The following is a 16404-nucleotide window of genomic DNA, read 5'->3' as shown; positions in this document are numbered from 1 at the left end:
ATAAAGCTGTGTAAAAAATAATACAAATAAAAACACTGTGCCAATGATTAATATTCAACCTAAAAGGCGGATTAAAATGGCACTGAAAATCTTTAGTCAATTGATTTTAAATATCTTTTAATAGCAAGCAAGCCAGAAACACAAAAGTTAAACAACGGTAAATAACAAGTTAACGGGAAGACTTTTTCACATTTAATAAAATATTAATATTCAGAGAGAATTCAGGTAGGGGAAAAAATTAGGGAAAACACGAATGTTTTTCGTGTTTTCCCAAGTAAAGAAGATTAACTATAGTAAGCTTCACCCGCTTCAGCTTTTGCTTTTAACGGTTCTGAAGGAGTGAAAACATCATTTTCGGTTGCATAAGTAGATAGCTCTGAGCACACCTTATTAATGCCACGTTTATCCATGTAGCTAAACGGGCCGCCCAAGAAAGGCGGGAAACCGATGCCGAAGATAGCCCCGATATCACCATCTCTTGCTGAAGCAATAATGCCTTCATCTAAACAACGTGATGCTTCATTAAGCATTTGCGAGACACAGCGGTTGGCAATTTCTTGCTTATTTAAACGAGGTGCTTGGGTGATCCCAAGTAAATCATAAACAGACTCATCCACCTTTTTGCCTTTTTTACCTTCATAGGTATAAAAACCACGGCCGGTTTTTCTGCCAAGACGCTTATTTTCAATCAAGCGCTCGAATGCATTAGGCGCCTTAAAGCGGGCTCCTAGCTCTTTTTCAAGAATAGGCGCAATCTTAGAACCTATATCAATCCCAACTTCGTCAAGCAACGCAAGCGGACCGACCGGGAAGCCAAACTCAACCAATGCTTGATCTATTTTTTCAATCGGCTCACCGGCGAGTAGAAGATTTGCAGCTTCGTTCACATACGGGGCCAAAATTCTGTTTACATAAAATCCGGCTTTGTCTTTTACAACAATAGGAGTTTTACCTTGCTTACGCGCAAAATTAACTGTTTTTGCAATGGTCTCTTCCGATGTGCCTTCGTGAGGAATGATTTCCACCAACGGCATTTTCTCTACCGGAGAGAAGTAATGTAAACCAATCACATTTTCAGGGCGTGCTGCATTTTCAGCAATTTGTGCAATCGGTAATGAGGAAGTATTACTGGCAAAAATTGTCGACTCAGCACATTCACGCTCGATATCAGCCACCATACCTTGCTTTAAAGCAAGATCTTCAAACACCGCTTCAATCACAATATCAATATGCTCAAAACCACTGTAATCCGTTGTGCCTGTGATACTGTTCATCGTAGATTGCATTTGCGCTTTAGATAAAATACGGCGCTTTTGCTTTTTCGATAGGATCTTATAGCTATAGTTAAGTGCATTGCTGATACCTTGATGCGCAACGTCTTTAATACGCACCCTCACGCCTGCTTTGGCTGCACTCACATGCGTGATACCCGCGCCCATTAAACCACCACCAAGCACAGCCGCTCGCTCGATTTTAGCGGCATCATCACTTTGCCACTCTTTTTTCATCTCTGTTGTTGCGAAGAAAATGCCACGCAATGAACGCGAGACCTCTGTCATCACCAAATCAGCAAACCCTTCTGCTTCCGTTTTGTATGCTTTTAGTTCATCAAGCTCTACAGACGCGCGAACAGCCTTGATAATGGCCAGTGGAGCCGGGTAATGACCACCCGTTTTCTTCTCAACATTCTCTTGCGCTTTTTTGAAAATGATGTTGCGACCAAACGGATTTGATTCTAACAGCTGACTTAACTTATCTAGTTTTGGCTTACGCCCTTTAGGCTTGCCTTTACGGGCCAGTTTAACTGCCACTTCCATCAATATACTTTGCGGTACACTTTCATCGACCAAGCCCGCTTTAGCCGCTTGTTTCGCCCTAACCTGCTTACCTGTTAACATCCATTCAAGCGCTTTTTGAATACCAACCAGTTTAGGTAATCTTTGTGTACCGCCACCGCCCGGTAATAGACCTAGCTGTACTTCAGGTAAACCAAGTTTGGTTTTATCATCGCTGCTACACACTCGGTAATCACATGCCAAAGCAAACTCTAGCCCGCCACCCAGAGCCGCACCATGAATCGCAGCTACCGTTGGGAATGGTAAGGATTTCATTTTGAAAAATGCCTGCTGACACATTTCAGAAAGCCTAAGTGCATCTTCTCGCGTATTCGCATTATCAAGCATTTTGATATCTGCACCGGCAATAAAGTTGTCCGCTTTACCGCTCACAAAGACCATGCCTGTGACATCATCTTTTTTACCTTGATCGAGAATTTCAAGCAACTCGTCCGCAAAAGAATCACGCAAAGTGTTCATCTTCTCGCCAGGTACATCAATTGTGACCAAAGCAACTTTGTGACTATTTAGTTCATAATTAAATACTGACATTTATGCACTCTCCAATACAAAAGCCGCACCTAAGCCACCAGCCGCACATGCTGTTGTTAATGCAAGCCCACCACCTCGGCGTTTTAATTCATTTAAACTTTGTGTGATTAGTCTGGCACCCGTTGCTGCAAATGGATGCCCATAAGCAAGTGACCCACCATTAACATTGAATTTATCCATATCAATTTCACCAATGGCTTTACTGCGGCCCAATTTCTCTTGCGCAAACTTGTCTGATGCAAACATCTTCACATTAGCAAGCGCTTGTGCTGCAAACGCTTCATGCATTTCAATTAAATCTAGATCTTTTAATTCAATACCCGCTCTATCTAATGCTAAAGGCGTTGAATGTGCAGGACCCATTAGCATATCTTCATGTACACCAATGGCAGAGAAGGCGTAAGAGCGCACATAACCAAGAATTTCGTAGCCAAGTGCTTTTGCTTTACTCTCGCTCATCATGAGTACCGCAGCAGCGCCATCTGTCAGTGGTGTTGCGTTAGCAGCAGTCACTGAGCCATGTTTTCTATCAAATACTGGACGCAGCTTTGCATACCCTTCAAGGGATGAGTTTGCACGAATATTATTGTCTCTATCAATGAATTGTTTGTATGGCTCAACATGCGCAGTCATCACTTCTGGCGATAGAAGCCCTTCGTCCCAAGCTTTAGCAGCTAAAGAATGTGAACGATGTGCTAATGCATCTTGCTCTTGACGACTGATACCGTGTGTTTTTGCCATTTGCTCTGCAGTATCCCCCATAGAAAGGCCTGTAGAATACTCTGCTACAGCTGGCGGTACTGGTAGTAAATCTTTTAAACGTAATTTAGAGAAGATTTTTAGGCGCTGGCCTAAGGTTCTTGCTTTATTAAGGTCAACTAGACTGCCAGCCAGCTTTTTGCTGACACCTATAGGAAGGACAGATGAAGAGTCGGCACCTCCAGCAATACCTACTGCACTATGGCCCGCGATAATAGACTCTGCAACATTCGCCACAGCCTGAAAACTCGTCGCACAGGCACGAGATACAGAATAAGCATCTACCGACACCGGCATACCCGTACCTAATACAATTTCACGGGCGATATTTGGCGCTTCAGGCATTTGAACCACTTGGCCAAAAACGAGCTGGTCAATTTCTTTTTTATCTATGTTCAGTCGTTCCAGCATTTCATTGACCACGGTTTTACCCAGATCAAGCGCAGGCACATGATGATAAGCAGTTGCTTGTTTTGCGAAAGGAGTACGCAGGCCACTGACGATGGCAATACGGTCTCCGTTTATTGTTTTTAGAATGTTTTGTCCAGACATGAATTTGCTCTCCCGCTGACAGGTCTGACCTGTTATTTTAACTCGATTCTAAACAACCGAATCCATTCTGCCAATAGAAAAATGGAAATTGTCTGTAAAAATCACAGCGCAAATTAAACTTAGCGTGAATTTTAAACAAATCAAAAAGCATCTGAAAAATATATTAAAAATATGGAACTAAACGAAAAAAAAGAGTCTAAGAAAAGTGTGAAATTACACCTCAAAAGCTTGAGTTTTCTGTTTCAATCCATATAAATAAGCAACAAATTTGTCATAACAAGGACAAACAAGCATGGCAGTTAATGAGTTTACTGAATTAAAAAAATACTTAGATACCCAAATTATTGGTCAACCAGACCTGACTGAAGCCCTTTTAATCGCGATTTTAGCTGATGGTCACCTACTGGTAGAAGGCCCTCCAGGGCTGGCAAAAACACGTGCTGTAAACGCACTTGCCAAAGGCATTGAAGGCAGTTTCCAACGTGTTCAGTTTACCCCTGACTTATTACCTGCTGACATTACTGGTACCGATATTTACAGACAACAAACCAGTGAATTTGTATTTGAGAAAGGCCCACTATTCCATAACCTAGTACTGGCTGATGAAATAAACCGAGCTCCCGCTAAAGTTCAGTCAGCGTTATTAGAGGCGATGGCAGAAAGACAAGTCACAGTAGGTAAAACGACTTATCCATTACCTGAACTATTTATGGTTATGGCGACCCAAAACCCACTTGAGCAAGAAGGGACTTACCCGCTCCCTGAAGCACAATTAGACCGCTTTTTGCTGCATCTCAATATTGACTACCCAAAAGCGCAAACTGAGTTAGAGATTTTACGTTTAACACGTGGTGAGGCACTCAGTACTGAAGCCGTTAAATTTAACCCAATCAGTCAGCAAACTTTATTCGAAGCAAGAAAGAAGGTACTTGAGTTACATCTTGCAGAACCACTTGAGCAATACTTGGTACAACTTATTATCGCTACTCGTGAGGCGGCAAACTTAGATGCTGAACTTGGTACTTGGATTGAACTGGGTGCGAGTCCACGTGCAACCATTGCGCTTGATAAATGTGCTCGTGCTCACGCTTGGCTACAAGAACGTGATTTTGTCACGCCTGATGATATACAAGCAGTGTTACATGATGTGCTCAGACATCGCATTATTTTAAGCTACGAAGCACAAGCAGATGGTATTACAAAAGATCAGGTAATCAGCCGCATCCTTGAGTTAGTGCCAGTTCCTTAAAGTGTAGTCTTCCGCTATGAAAGCAAATATTGATATTAAAAACTGGTTTGAAAATTGCCACAGCAATGGCGTCGAACTCGGGCTGAAAGAGTTGCTCTACTACAGGAGCAAGGCCCGCCTTCTCGACTTAAAACCAAAAGGTCAAATTCGCAGTGCACAAGCTGGACAATACCTCGCACCTCACAAAGGGCGAGGCATGGAATTTGCTGAAGTGCGTCAATACCAATATGGTGACGATATCCGCGCGATAGATTGGCGCGTAACGGCTCGTACGGGTGAAGCGCACACAAAGCTTTACCAAGAAGAGAAAGAACGTCCAGTCTTTTTATTTACAGACTTGTCCAATAGCATGCTATTTGGCAGCCAATTGCTGCTCAAATCTGTGCAAGCCGCGCATTTAAGTGCTCTTGTTGCATGGTCAGCATCGCAACGTGGCGATAGGCTTGGTGGCGTGGTATTTTCAGAGCACAGTCATCATGAGCTCAAACCAACGGCTAGGGATAAAGGCGTTTTAGCATTTTGTCATCAATTATGTGATGTACATAACACCAGCCTAATTAGTCGTGACAAACAAAGCGACAGTCGATTTAACGACAATTTAAAGCGCCTCAAACATCTCGCAAAGCCGGGCAGTTTAATTTATCTTATTTCAGACTTTTCTGAGCTAGATGAAGAAAGCTTTTCCTTACTTGAAGGGATAAGTAGACACTGTGAGTTAATTGGTTGCCAAGTAAGTGATCCATTCGAGCATACCTTACCAGCTTACAGCGAAGCAGTCGAAATCCAAGGTACGCACAGTGCTTGGACATTGCCACTGAGCGACAAACAATTTAGAGACAAGTTTGCCAAACGCGCCCAGCAAGTGTTTAACACTCGGTTAAAGCGCTTACAGCGTTCTGGCATGACCATGCTCAACTTCTCTGCTGATACCCCCTTAGAAACACAGCTCTCTAGGTGACAATAATGAATCAATCCCCTTTAGATGCCCTTCATGATGTAATACCGCCAGAGCAAGTAAGTTGGTGGCCTTTGTCTTTGCCAATGTGGGCACTGATCATTGCTTCAACACTTTTTCTGGTCGCATTGACTGTTTGGTTATATAAAAATTGGCGCTATGGCGCGGCAAAACGAGAGGCAATACAGCTCAGTGAAACACATAAACAAGACGCGCTTGCCTTGCATGGTCTTGTCAAGAGATTAGCCAAACATTATTACGGTACAACCGTCGCATCACAAACCAGCACAAACTGGTGTAAAACTTTAAATACACTATCAAAAGCGCAGCTCAATGAACAAGACATTGCCTCATTATATCAATCAGATAACAACTATGAACAAAGCGAAAAGCTCCTGACGGCAATTAAAACTTTTAAAATCAAGGAGCGCTTAGATGTTTGAATTTGAGTGGCCGTTGGCTTTTTTATTGCTCCCACTACCTTGGATAATCTCAAAAATAAAACCTGTTGCAGTACAGTCCCAACAGAAAATCCGTATGCCTAGTTATGCCTCATTAGGCGGTATCGGCACACAGGTACAATCGTATTCTCGAAAAAGAAACTGGCTCGAAATGCTAGTCTGGCTGCTTTTGGTCACCGCTTTGAGCAACCCAACTTGGCTAGATGACCCAATCACATTGCCCAGTGAAGGTAGAGATATCATGCTGGCTGTCGACCTTTCTCACTCTATGGCTGAAGAAGACATGGAGTACAATGGCCGTTATATCGACAGATTGTCTGTCGTTAAAGCTGTATTAAGTGATTTTATAGAACAGCGACAAGGCGATAGACTTGGCTTGATATTATTTGCCGACACCGCTTTTTTACAAACGCCATTAACCAAAGACATTAATACCGTAAGTCAAATGCTGCAAGAGTCACAAATTGGCTTGGTGGGCAGAGCAACGGCAATCGGTGATGCGTTAGGTCTTGCCGTTAAACGTTTCAATCAAAAAGAAGAAAGTAATCGCATCCTCATTTTACTTACCGACGGTCAAAATACCGCTGGTAACTTACAACCTGAAGAGGCGTTAATCTTAGCCAGAGAAGAAGGAATAAAAGTATATACCATTGGTGTTGGCTCTGACGGTCGCAGAAACATGGGCTTTTTCTCACTGGGCAGTATGTCGGGGGCAAGCATTGATGAGCAAACTCTGACACACATTGCAACAGAGACAGGTGGCCGATACTTTAGAGCAAAAGATGTACAAGGCCTACAACAAATTTACTCTGAACTTGATAACCTAGAGCCTATTTCAGCAGAGGATGAAACATTTCGTCCTAAAATCGCATTGTTTTATATTCCCCTATTGGCCGCAATTACTCTGTGGGGTTTAGTACTGCTTATTCGCTTTGCAACACAATGGAGGCGAGATAATTAATATGACCGAATTTCAATTTATTCGACCCGAACTACTTTGGCTATTGATACCCTGGGCAATCATCAGTTTATTGCAATGGTACAAAAAAGCAGGCCATAAACAGTCTCAATTAATTGCACCGCATCTTGCGAAAGTGGTTTTAACTGAAGGCAATCAAAGTAAAGCCAGTCACTCAACATGGTTAACCAGTCTAATTTTATTCCTAGGGGTATTTGCTGCAGCGGGGCCAAGCATTGAAAAGCAAAGCGTGCCGGTTTTCTCTGCCAAACAGGCTAGAGTCATCGTTATGGATATGTCCTACTCTATGTATTCGACGGACATTGCACCTAACAGATTGACTCAGGCCAGATTTAAAACCTTAGACATGTTGCAACAGTTTCGTGAGGGTGACACCGCATTGGTTGCCTACGCACAAGATGCCTTTATTATCTCACCACTCACAAGCGATATAAATACGCTAGAAAACCTTGTACCAAGTATTAGCCCAGAGATTATGCCGGGCAAAGGCGCTAACGTACTAGCCGGTATTGACCAAGCAAAAACCTTGCTTGCACAGGCAGGTTACCCATCAGGCGAAATCATTTTAATCACCGATGAAGTCGAGTTGGAAGATGCACAAGATATACATGATATGCTCAGCGGCTCAGGTTATACCCTGCATGTTTACGGTGTTGGCACAGCACAAGGCGCACCTATTAGTATTCCAGAAGGCGGCTTTTTAAAAGATAGATATGGACAAATTGTCGTTCCTAAGCTTTATGTCGATAGATTACGTTCACTTGCGCAGCGCTTAGGCGGCCGATATGCCACTTACTCACCGGATAACTCAGATATAGAAACCTTTGCAATAAATAATACGCAAGATATTGAAACGCCCAATGAGCCAAACGAAACCCTTTGGCGCGTCGACGCGGGAAAATATTTATTATTTGTAATTATTCCTCTCGCACTATTGGCATTTCGTAATAATTCAGTTGCGCTGATAATTTGCGTTATTGCCTATTTACCAAGCCAACCCAGTTATGCAGCCGATTGGCAATCTTGGTTCAAAAATGCCGACCAAAATGCGCTTTCTGCTTATCAAAAAGAAGACTTTGATCAAGCAAGTACCGCACAGGATGCGTCGTTACGTGGGGCTGCACAATATAAACAAGGTCAATATGAGCAAGCTGCAAAGACTTTAGAAAATGCAAATACAGCCATAGGTCAATATAACCTAGGTAACGCCCTCGCCCATATAGGTAAACTTGATGACGCTATTCAAGCTTATGATCAAGCGTTGAAACTAGATCCGTCATTATCGCAAGCACAAGAGAACAAAGAACTCCTTGAGCAAATGAAAGATCAGCAATCACAACAAAACCAAGATCAAAACAATCAGCAGCAAGAGCAGTCTTCTGAACAGCAAAACGATCAGCAGCAAGGTGAAAGCGAAAATCAAGAGCAACAATCTGGTGAACAAAGCGATCAACAGAACCAATCGCAAGACGGACAAGGAAATGAATCTGAGCAAGAAAATAGCGAACAGTCAGAGCAATCTCAAAGTAGTGAGCAATCAGACAGTCAAAATAAGCCTGAATTAGCAGATAAACAAACAGGTGAAGAAAGCGAGCAAACAGAAGAGCAATCCCAAGCACGCCCGCAGCAAGCACAACAAAGTGAGCCAAAAGAAGGTGAGCAATCGGAACAAATGCTGCCAAGTGAAATGAAGGAATTAACACCAGAAGAGAAAGAAAAAGCGCAGCAACTCAATCAGCTACTGCGCCGAGTACCAGATGACCCCGCTATTTTGCTGAAGAACAAAATGCTTTTGGAATCAAGACAAAGACAACAACAAAGACAACCAGTAGGAGCTGAGAAATCATGGTAATGCGATTTGCTATTTATTTTATTTTATTCGCTGTCGCGCTGCCCGCTTTGGCTATAGACAGACTGACAACCAGTGTCGATAAAAACCCCGTATTAGTTGGGGAATACTTTACTTTAACTATAGAAGCGGATGGTAAAGTGTCGGGCCAAATGCCTGATACAAGCGCCATGGCAAGAAGCTTCATTACAGGCCCTGTGAGTACCAGCTCTCGCACACAAATTGTTAATGGCAGCATGAGCAGTGCTACAAGCTGGCAAATGCAGGTGATGTCTCGAAGTGCTGGAGAGTTAACCATTCCTGCTTTTGAAGTATCTGGTGTAAAGAGTCAACCCATTACTCTGCGTGTTGTTGCAAGAGAAGCAGATGACAATCAACAAAAAGATGTGTTTGTTACCACTGAACTCAACCTAGAATCTTTGTATGTGCAACAAGCTGCGCTATATACCGTTAAGCTTTTCATTGGTAAAGATTTGCTCGACGCGCAAATGACACCGCCAACGATGAATGACGGCTCGATTACGCCAATGGGACAGCAAGAAGAAAATTATGAAGTACTTGATGGCCGCCGCTATCGAGTGATCACAAGAAATTACCTTATACAGCCTCAAAAGAGTGGTAACTTTAAAATTGAAGGGCCGATTTTCAATGGTCAAGTTAGAGAGGGTTATCGAAGAATGGCTGTTAGCGCGGTTGGTGACTCTATTGATGTTGAAGTAAAACCTATTCCTGACAATTACCGTGGTGCATGGCTACCGAGCGAATTGGTTAACTTGGCTGAAGAATGGCAACCAGAAGATGCGCAAGTTGTTGTCGGTGCGCCGATCACACGTACGTTTACCTTAACTGCATTGGGCATTACTAAAGAGCAAATGCCTGATATTGAAGTGCCAAGCGTAGATGGGTTTAGAATTTACCCTGATGAAACCGACCGTAACCAAATGGCTCGTGATGGTCGAGTCATTTCACAAATGGTTGCATCATATGCGCTTCTGCCACAAAAACCGGGCACTTATACTCTACCAGAGGTTAAATTACCTTGGTTTAATACGGTGATAAATCGCATTCAATATGCCACTCTACCAGCGAGAACAATTGAAGTGATTGCAGATCCTAATCAACCTCAACAGCCTGTGACTTTGCCACAAGTTGATACTCAAACCCAAGATACACTACCGCAAACCAGCGTTGAGCCGACCATCATTTACAAAGATGTTGAAAAGTCTTGGGTTGATTGGCTTATTATGGGGTTAGGCTATTTACTATGGTTGATTACATTGGCTGTATTACTACTTAGAAAACCGACTGTATCAGCACAAAGCCCGCAAGTGAATAATCAACCCAATATAAGTACTGATGCACAAGCAAAACTCAAGCAATTGGGAACCGCTGCAAAGAGCAATGACGCAAACCAGTTCTACTCGCTATTGCGTAACTATCTAGAGCTTGCTCATCAGCAAACACTGAAATCGTGGTTAAGCCAGCAATCACCCGAAATTGGGGAAGAAATTGCAAAATTGCAAGCATCCCTTTATAGTGCAAATAAACAACAGGTCGATCTCGTAACGCTATATAATCAAATATGTAAAATTAAAAAGCGTTCAAAATCAGACGCTAAGAATAGCCTAGAGTCGCTTTACTAAAAAATATGGCGAAAAACGAAATAATATTGCTGAAGGCAAGGTCTAGTTAGCATGACCCAAAAACAAAAACGTTACGAATCTTTGGTTCAGGTTTACCATACAGAGTTATATCGCTTTGCTTACTGGTTATGCCAAGACCCAACTATTGCAGAAGATTTGGTTCAGGAAACATTTTTACGTGCATGGCGTTCTTTAGATGCACTACAGGATGAAAAAGCCGCCAAATCTTGGTTACTAACCATATTGCGACGAGAAAACGCCCGTCGCTTTGAGAGAAAACAATTTGACTATGCGGATGTTGAAAACGACACCTTAGTCGATACCAAAAGCACAGCATTAGATGATGAAATGGAGCAAACTGTTGTTCAAAGACAAATCAATCAGTTGGCTTCTGAATATAGAGAGCCCCTTTTACTTCAGGTTGTCATGGGGTGCTCTGGGGATGAAATCGCAGAGATTTTAGAGTTAAACAAAAATACAGTCATGACCCGACTGTATAGAGCGAGAAATCAGCTAAAAGAGGCACTAACTAACGTGAATGAATCAGCAAAGGGGGCATCAAACTGATGGATGATTTAGAATTTCGCCGTCGCCTGTTCGCCGATCCGAGCGATGAGCAACTTATGAACGAAGCTAAGCAAGACCCAGCTAAAAAACGTTTGGTTGACGAAGTGCAAGATTTTGATGATATGTTAGGTGATGCGTTAAAGGTTCCGGTACCTGAGGGCTTGCAAGCCAAATTACTTGCTAACATGGATGAGCAAGAACCTAAGGCGCACTCTGCCGACAATGTCGTGAATCTAGCGTGGTACAGGCGCTTTACCGTGCCCATTGCGTCAGCGGCATCTGTTGTACTGGCTGTGATGGTTTACTTTAGCACCGCTGTCCATGCACCTTTATATGCTGGAGAACATGCTCTTGAACACGTATATTACGAAGAGAGCGCGTTAACACTCAGTAAAGAAGTGAATCTACAAGTAGTCAATGAGAAACTTGCTATGCTTGGCGGTAAACTTGAATCACTGCCGGGCAAAGTGACTTATGCAACATTCTGCAACTTTAAAGGTCAACGCAGTTTGCACTTGATCTTTCAATCAGATCACGGTCCTATGACCGTATTTATTGTTCCAAGCGACAAAAATGACTATCGTCAGGGTGATACCCAGTTTAGTGACAGCCGATTCAGTGGCTCCATTAATAAAGGCGCCAATGCAGACACCATTTTGGTTGCAAAATTAGGCACTCCACTTGATAAGTATCAAGGCGAAGTCAACAACTCCTTACAATGGCTATAAAATGGGGCGCGATAAGCGCCCTATTTGTTCCTATAACCACCCTATTTCAGTTCAATTTCTTTTTTAATTTCATTAGAATGTCACACAGTATTTAAACTTAGAGGAAAACCATGAAACAATTTTTTGTTTTATTGACTATCGTTTCAATGTTGTTTGCTACTGCTTTTGACGCTGAAGCGCGTAAAAAGTTTGGCAGCAAGAAAAAAGGTAAAACACATCAAACTTCTACTGTGCAACAAAAAAAGCAAGTGGATACTAAATCACTGGCTGCACAGCAAGGCGCAAAGAAAAAGTCGAGCAAAAAAGGCATTATGGCTGGCGTACTAGGTGGCCTTTTAGCTGGCGGTCTAATCGCGGCAATGATGGGTGATGATTTTGAGGGCTTCCAATTCCTTGAAATGATCCTTTTCGCTATTGCAGCATTTGTCCTGTTCAAAGTGATCATGGGCTTTATGCGCAAAAGGCAGCAGCCGCAAATGGCTGGCGCGCCTAACTTTGCTCAGCAGCAGCCACAACAAAATCAATCTTTCTCTCAACCTCAACAGTTTCAAGCGAATCAAACAGCAGGTGGGTTTGGTGCACAGCAAGAAGTTCCATTTAACTTACCTCGCGATTTTGATGTAAATGGCTTCCTACAAGGTGCGCGTTCACACTATCAAACGATCCAGACAGCGTGGAACAACAGAGACTACACGACAATGGCTGAATACCTAAGCCCAGAGCTTGTAGAAGAGTTCCGTCAAGAGCGTGAGCAACAAGGTGACGTCGCTACTGAAGTTATGTTTGTTGACGCTGAACTTGCTCGTGCTGACGTAGGTGCAGATAAGTGGGAAATCAGCGTCATGTTCCGTGGTAAGTATCGTGACCAAGGTGACATGCAAGAAGAACCAATTCATGAAGTTTGGCACTTAGAGCGTAAAACACAGGGTGATGCACCTTGGTTGATCGTTGGTGTAGAAGACTTAATCGAAAGCTAAATTTAGCAGATGAAAAGAGGCTCGAAAGAGCCTTTTTTTGTATCCTGTGACCCGTCTTGACTAACACATTCTGGCTTTAAGAAAAACGCCTGTCCTTATCTAATATCAACTCTAAATCGCATATTGTTGGCAAGGTTTCAATACCCCACTCAGTTAGCCTCTGATATGACTGAATAAACTCATGTACTTGCCGCTCATTCATGCCTTTTCCTCTGCTCGCAATCAATTTTTGCTCTTGCTCCAAGCGCCACTGATATACGTATTCAAAGCTTTGTCCGTTCAAAAAAACCAAATTATCAAATAACGAAAAAAGCATTTGATAGTCTTTAGACAAGAAATCATTTACTTGGGAGCGATACAAGCGTTCTGCATCATGTTGAGACTCAAATTGATTACGGCTACTTTTCAATAAATTTGGGGGCTGCGGTGGCAAACCTAAACACCAGCCCTCAAATACTAAAACATCAAGCGTGGAAGTAACTGACGTCCAGTTACATTCTGGGTAGGGTTCATCAGCCGCTTTATCAAAACGAGGCAAAACAAAAGGTTTTGATTGCTTAAAATCGTTGATGACATCTATGGCACGCTGGATATCGTGAGTACCAGGCGCACCGCGCGTTAGAAACAGTGGTGAATACTGATTGGCAAGCACTTGGCGTTTGGCTGTACTGTAATAAAAATCATCAATAGAAACGGACTCAGCCAACTTCGCTTGGCTTTTTAAATAAGCAACAAAATACGCAGACAGTGTTGACTTTCCACTGCCCTGACAGCCACTCACAGCTATACATATTGGTTTTGATTGATTTTCGATTGAGCGCTTAAGCCAAGCTAACGCTTTTTCGCATCCGTAAATATACTGCTTTGGCAGCTTATGTTCTTCACAAAACTGCCGTTGCCAATCGGTTAAAACTTGCATTTACATGACTTCAAATTTATAGCCGACTCCATAGATTGAATGAATAAACTCACAATCGGGCGCGATATCTTGCAGTTTTTTCCTTATTTTTTTAACGTGGCTATCAATTGTTCTATCACTTACTACACGATCGTCATCGTAGATTGAATCCATGAGCCTTGCTCGATTATAAACGCGACCTGGGTGCTTAAACATGGTCTGTAACAGCATAAACTCAACATGCGTCAAGTCAGTTCTCATACCGTTATAATTCACAAACAAGGTTTCTTCTTCAAGCACCAGGCCTGTTTGTATTGGCGTGGTATTGTTGGTACGCCTTAAAATCGCCTTTACACGTGCAACCACTTCTTTTGGGCTGTATGGTTTGCACACATAATCATCGGCACCCACCTCTAACCCCAATAAGCGGTCTATTTCCTCAACCTTTGCGGTTGTCATAATTATTGGCACTTCAGAATCTCTGCGTACTTGAGTACAAATTTCGATACCATCCACCGACGGTAGCATGAGATCCAACAAAATAATATCAGGGGCAAAGGTACGGACTCTAGAAAGTGCGTCAGCACCGTCCATTACGATGTCAAACTCATAACCGGCTTGCGCTAAATATTTACCTAGAATAACAGCCAGTTTTTCTTCGTCTTCAATGATCAGAACTTTCTGATTTACCATTTAATTACCCTATTTGCTCTTCTTTGCGTTCTCGTGTTATAGATCTTATTTCTTTTGAAAAGTGTGTCTATGTCTATAATTTTTGGTGATTATTTAATTATCGGCAGTGTCACATCAACACTTACCCCACCTAGTTCACTGTGGGTGGCAACAATGGAGCCATTATGTGCTTGTACTATACTGGCACAAATTGCCAAACCAAGACCAGAGCCACCGGAGGCACGGTCTCGCGCTTTGTCGACTCGATACAACCTATCAAACAACATAGGCAGCAACTCAGGCTCAACGCTGGGACTACTATCTTGCCAACGGATCAGTACCGTATCTTTTGACTGCTCAATTACCACCCTTATCTGCCCTGGCTGCGTTTCACTTGAGTCAGTATAACGCAGCGTGTTTTGCATAAAGTTACTGAACAGTTGTGAAAGCCTTGCTTCATCACAGTTGAGTATACATTGTGACTCACCAACTATCTGCCATTCAAAATGCTTATTTTTAAGTGTAGCCAAATGTGAATCGAACGTATGGCCTATCACTTCATTAATATCACACTCTGCCATGTTGTAACTCAATGATCCTCTGTCAGACATGGAGAGCTGGTGCAGATCATCAACGAGCTTGGTTAACCGATTAATTTCGTCGTAGAGCGAGTTTAGCTGTGCTTCGTCAGACTCAATAATGCCATCAATCATACCTTCTAGCTCAGCCTTAAATACTGCAATAGGCGTACGTAATTCATGGGATATATCTGCTATCCATTGCTGCCGTGAGTGTTGGTTTTCATCCAACGTTTTAGCCAATGTGTTTAGGTCATTAGCGAGCAACCCAAGCTCATCCTTACTGAAAGAGTTAAAAGGCGGTTCATAATTGCCCGCCGCAATTTTTTTAGCCGCCGCTCTTAGAGATAAAACAGGTGCAACGAGGAAACGACTAAATGGGATTGCAAGCAAGCTACTCACTATCATCGCTATGATCGCAATCCCTAAAAACCAATGTTGCTGCCGACTAGCAAATAAAGAATCCAAAGAGTTACTTATCTCTAAGCCATTTTCCAAGCCAATAGACCCTAGCAGTTTTCCAGAGTTATCTGCATTTTCATACACTTCAACCCATAGTGTGGTATTTTTACTGTCTTTTCGGCCTTTGAGCAGCTCACCAGATGCCGATTTAAGTACAAGTCGAGATTGAGCCCCGCGCATATGTCTTGGAGGGCGCTCTTCCCTTCCCATCCGTCTCTCTGGCGAAAATGCCTTATCATCTGATGCTTCGCTTTCAGAACGGTGATGTCTTGGAGGGCCGCGCCTTGGGCGCTTTACCATGTCATCAATTTCTGTTTGAGAGCGACCATGATACTCACCAACTAATCGAGTCCAATGCGGATACTTTCTCGTCATCCACTGATCGCCATATTGAGCAAAGTTTTCACGAATGGTAGGAAGTAAGGTGACCAGTTTTGCGCGACTACTATTTTGTAAGTACTCTTTAAAGCTCTTTTCAAATGCAAGTTGGTTTGCATAGTAGACTGCTGAAATAAGCACTGCATTGACCGAAAGCAAGATCACAAGTAACTTTCTTCTTAGGGTTAACTTCATTTAAACTCCATAAAAATCAAAGATACAAGCAAATACTCTGTATCCAGTGCCCAACATATTGCACCTATATTAATGCAGGCTCTACATTTTATGTATATATGAGGCTTGTTTCTAA

At 42.7% G+C, this 16404-nt stretch carries 14 protein-coding genes; 9 read left to right on the top strand and 5 right to left on the bottom strand.

Translation table 11 applies throughout. The features are described from left to right. Positions 1–284: 284 nt before the first annotated feature. Together fadJ and fadI are read right to left on the bottom strand one after the other, a co-directional pair. Entirely contained in the window at positions 285–2387 is a 2103-nt protein-coding gene (fadJ, locus tag N477_RS19815; RefSeq protein WP_063363087.1) for a fatty acid oxidation complex subunit alpha FadJ, read from the bottom strand. Continuing rightward, positions 2388–3698 (bottom strand): acetyl-CoA C-acyltransferase FadI, encoded by a 1311-nt coding sequence (fadI, locus tag N477_RS19810; protein ID WP_063363086.1) that lies wholly within the window; start codon positions 3696–3698, stop codon positions 2388–2390. It abuts the gene before it with no gap. Positions 3699–3990: 292 nt separating this feature from the next. Here fadI and N477_RS19805 point away from each other — a divergent pair, with 292 nt between their 5' ends. The 9 genes from N477_RS19805 to N477_RS19765 all read left to right on the top strand — a co-directional run bounded on the left by N477_RS19805 (position 3991) and on the right by N477_RS19765 (position 13106). Then, entirely contained in the window at positions 3991–4947 is a 957-nt protein-coding gene (locus tag N477_RS19805; protein ID WP_063363085.1) for an AAA family ATPase, read from the top strand. A gap of 16 nt (positions 4948–4963) precedes the next feature. Next, positions 4964–5905 carry a DUF58 domain-containing protein gene (locus N477_RS19800; protein WP_063363084.1) on the top strand — a complete coding sequence of 314 codons (942 nt, stop codon included), beginning with the start codon at positions 4964–4966 and terminating at the stop codon, positions 5903–5905. 5 nt (positions 5906–5910) lie between these two features. Continuing rightward, a complete protein-coding gene (locus tag N477_RS19795; protein ID WP_063363083.1) occupies positions 5911–6345 on the top strand; it encodes a DUF4381 domain-containing protein in 435 nt (144 codons plus the stop codon). Continuing rightward, complete coding sequence (locus tag N477_RS19790) at positions 6338–7324, top strand: vWA domain-containing protein (protein ID WP_063363082.1); 987 nt, start codon at positions 6338–6340, stop codon at positions 7322–7324. Before N477_RS19795 ends, N477_RS19790 begins: the two co-directional genes overlap by 8 nt. Before the next feature lies 1 nt (position 7325). Further along, complete coding sequence (locus tag N477_RS19785; protein ID WP_063363081.1) at positions 7326–9194, top strand: VWA domain-containing protein; 1869 nt, start codon at positions 7326–7328, stop codon at positions 9192–9194. Further along, complete coding sequence (locus N477_RS19780; RefSeq protein WP_063363080.1) at positions 9188–10834, top strand: BatD family protein; 1647 nt, start codon at positions 9188–9190, stop codon at positions 10832–10834. The genes N477_RS19785 and N477_RS19780 overlap by 7 nt, the downstream gene beginning before the upstream one ends. A 51-nt stretch (positions 10835–10885) precedes the next feature. Next, the gene (locus N477_RS19775) at positions 10886–11401 is read left to right on the top strand and encodes a sigma-70 family RNA polymerase sigma factor (protein WP_039609088.1); all 516 of its coding nucleotides are present in this window, start codon (positions 10886–10888) and stop codon (positions 11399–11401) included. Further along, positions 11401–12129 (top strand): DUF3379 family protein, encoded by a 729-nt coding sequence (locus tag N477_RS19770; RefSeq protein ID WP_063363079.1) that lies wholly within the window; start codon positions 11401–11403, stop codon positions 12127–12129. The genes N477_RS19775 and N477_RS19770 overlap by 1 nt, the downstream gene beginning before the upstream one ends. Before the next feature lie 110 nt (positions 12130–12239). Further along, on the top strand, positions 12240–13106 hold the full coding sequence (locus N477_RS19765) for a Tim44 domain-containing protein (RefSeq protein ID WP_063363078.1): 867 nt from the start codon (positions 12240–12242) through the stop codon (positions 13104–13106). 76 nt (positions 13107–13182) lie between these two features. Here the strand turns inward: N477_RS19765 and N477_RS19760 are convergent, their stop codons facing one another. The 3 genes from N477_RS19760 to N477_RS19750 form a co-directional block, all read right to left on the bottom strand. After that, entirely contained in the window at positions 13183–14025 is an 843-nt protein-coding gene (locus tag N477_RS19760; protein WP_063363077.1) for a hypothetical protein, read from the bottom strand. Beyond that, on the bottom strand, positions 14026–14697 hold the full coding sequence (locus tag N477_RS19755; RefSeq protein ID WP_063363076.1) for a response regulator: 672 nt from the start codon (positions 14695–14697) through the stop codon (positions 14026–14028). It lies immediately after the preceding gene. An 89-nt stretch (positions 14698–14786) separates the two neighbouring features. After that, positions 14787–16289 (bottom strand): ATP-binding protein, encoded by a 1503-nt coding sequence (locus N477_RS19750; RefSeq protein WP_063363075.1) that lies wholly within the window; start codon positions 16287–16289, stop codon positions 14787–14789. Between the last annotated feature and the right edge of the window lie 115 nt (positions 16290–16404).

This window comes from Pseudoalteromonas luteoviolacea H33-S (genome assembly GCF_001625695.1).
Taxonomy (GTDB): domain Bacteria; phylum Pseudomonadota; class Gammaproteobacteria; order Enterobacterales; family Alteromonadaceae; genus Pseudoalteromonas; species Pseudoalteromonas luteoviolacea_B.
This window is presented reverse-complemented; position numbering and strand designations above follow the sequence as displayed.

What these genes read in the sequence shown, in the direction of transcription:
- fadJ (WP_063363087.1), bottom strand. Translation starts at nt 2,387, where the DNA reads ATGTCAGTATTTAATTATGAACTAAATAGTCACAAAGTTGCTTTGGTC.
- fadI (WP_063363086.1), bottom strand. Translation starts at nt 3,698, where the DNA reads ATGTCTGGACAAAACATTCTAAAAACAATAAACGGAGACCGTATTGCC.
- N477_RS19805 (WP_063363085.1), top strand. Translation starts at nt 3,991, where the DNA reads ATGGCAGTTAATGAGTTTACTGAATTAAAAAAATACTTAGATACCCAA.
- N477_RS19800 (WP_063363084.1), top strand. Translation starts at nt 4,964, where the DNA reads ATGAAAGCAAATATTGATATTAAAAACTGGTTTGAAAATTGCCACAGC.
- N477_RS19795 (WP_063363083.1), top strand. Translation starts at nt 5,911, where the DNA reads ATGAATCAATCCCCTTTAGATGCCCTTCATGATGTAATACCGCCAGAG.
- N477_RS19790 (WP_063363082.1), top strand. Translation starts at nt 6,338, where the DNA reads ATGTTTGAATTTGAGTGGCCGTTGGCTTTTTTATTGCTCCCACTACCT.
- N477_RS19785 (WP_063363081.1), top strand. Translation starts at nt 7,326, where the DNA reads ATGACCGAATTTCAATTTATTCGACCCGAACTACTTTGGCTATTGATA.
- N477_RS19780 (WP_063363080.1), top strand. Translation starts at nt 9,188, where the DNA reads ATGGTAATGCGATTTGCTATTTATTTTATTTTATTCGCTGTCGCGCTG.
- N477_RS19775 (WP_039609088.1), top strand. Translation starts at nt 10,886, where the DNA reads ATGACCCAAAAACAAAAACGTTACGAATCTTTGGTTCAGGTTTACCAT.
- N477_RS19770 (WP_063363079.1), top strand. Translation starts at nt 11,401, where the DNA reads ATGGATGATTTAGAATTTCGCCGTCGCCTGTTCGCCGATCCGAGCGAT.
- N477_RS19765 (WP_063363078.1), top strand. Translation starts at nt 12,240, where the DNA reads ATGAAACAATTTTTTGTTTTATTGACTATCGTTTCAATGTTGTTTGCT.
- N477_RS19760 (WP_063363077.1), bottom strand. Translation starts at nt 14,025, where the DNA reads ATGCAAGTTTTAACCGATTGGCAACGGCAGTTTTGTGAAGAACATAAG.
- N477_RS19755 (WP_063363076.1), bottom strand. Translation starts at nt 14,697, where the DNA reads ATGGTAAATCAGAAAGTTCTGATCATTGAAGACGAAGAAAAACTGGCT.
- N477_RS19750 (WP_063363075.1), bottom strand. Translation starts at nt 16,289, where the DNA reads ATGAAGTTAACCCTAAGAAGAAAGTTACTTGTGATCTTGCTTTCGGTC.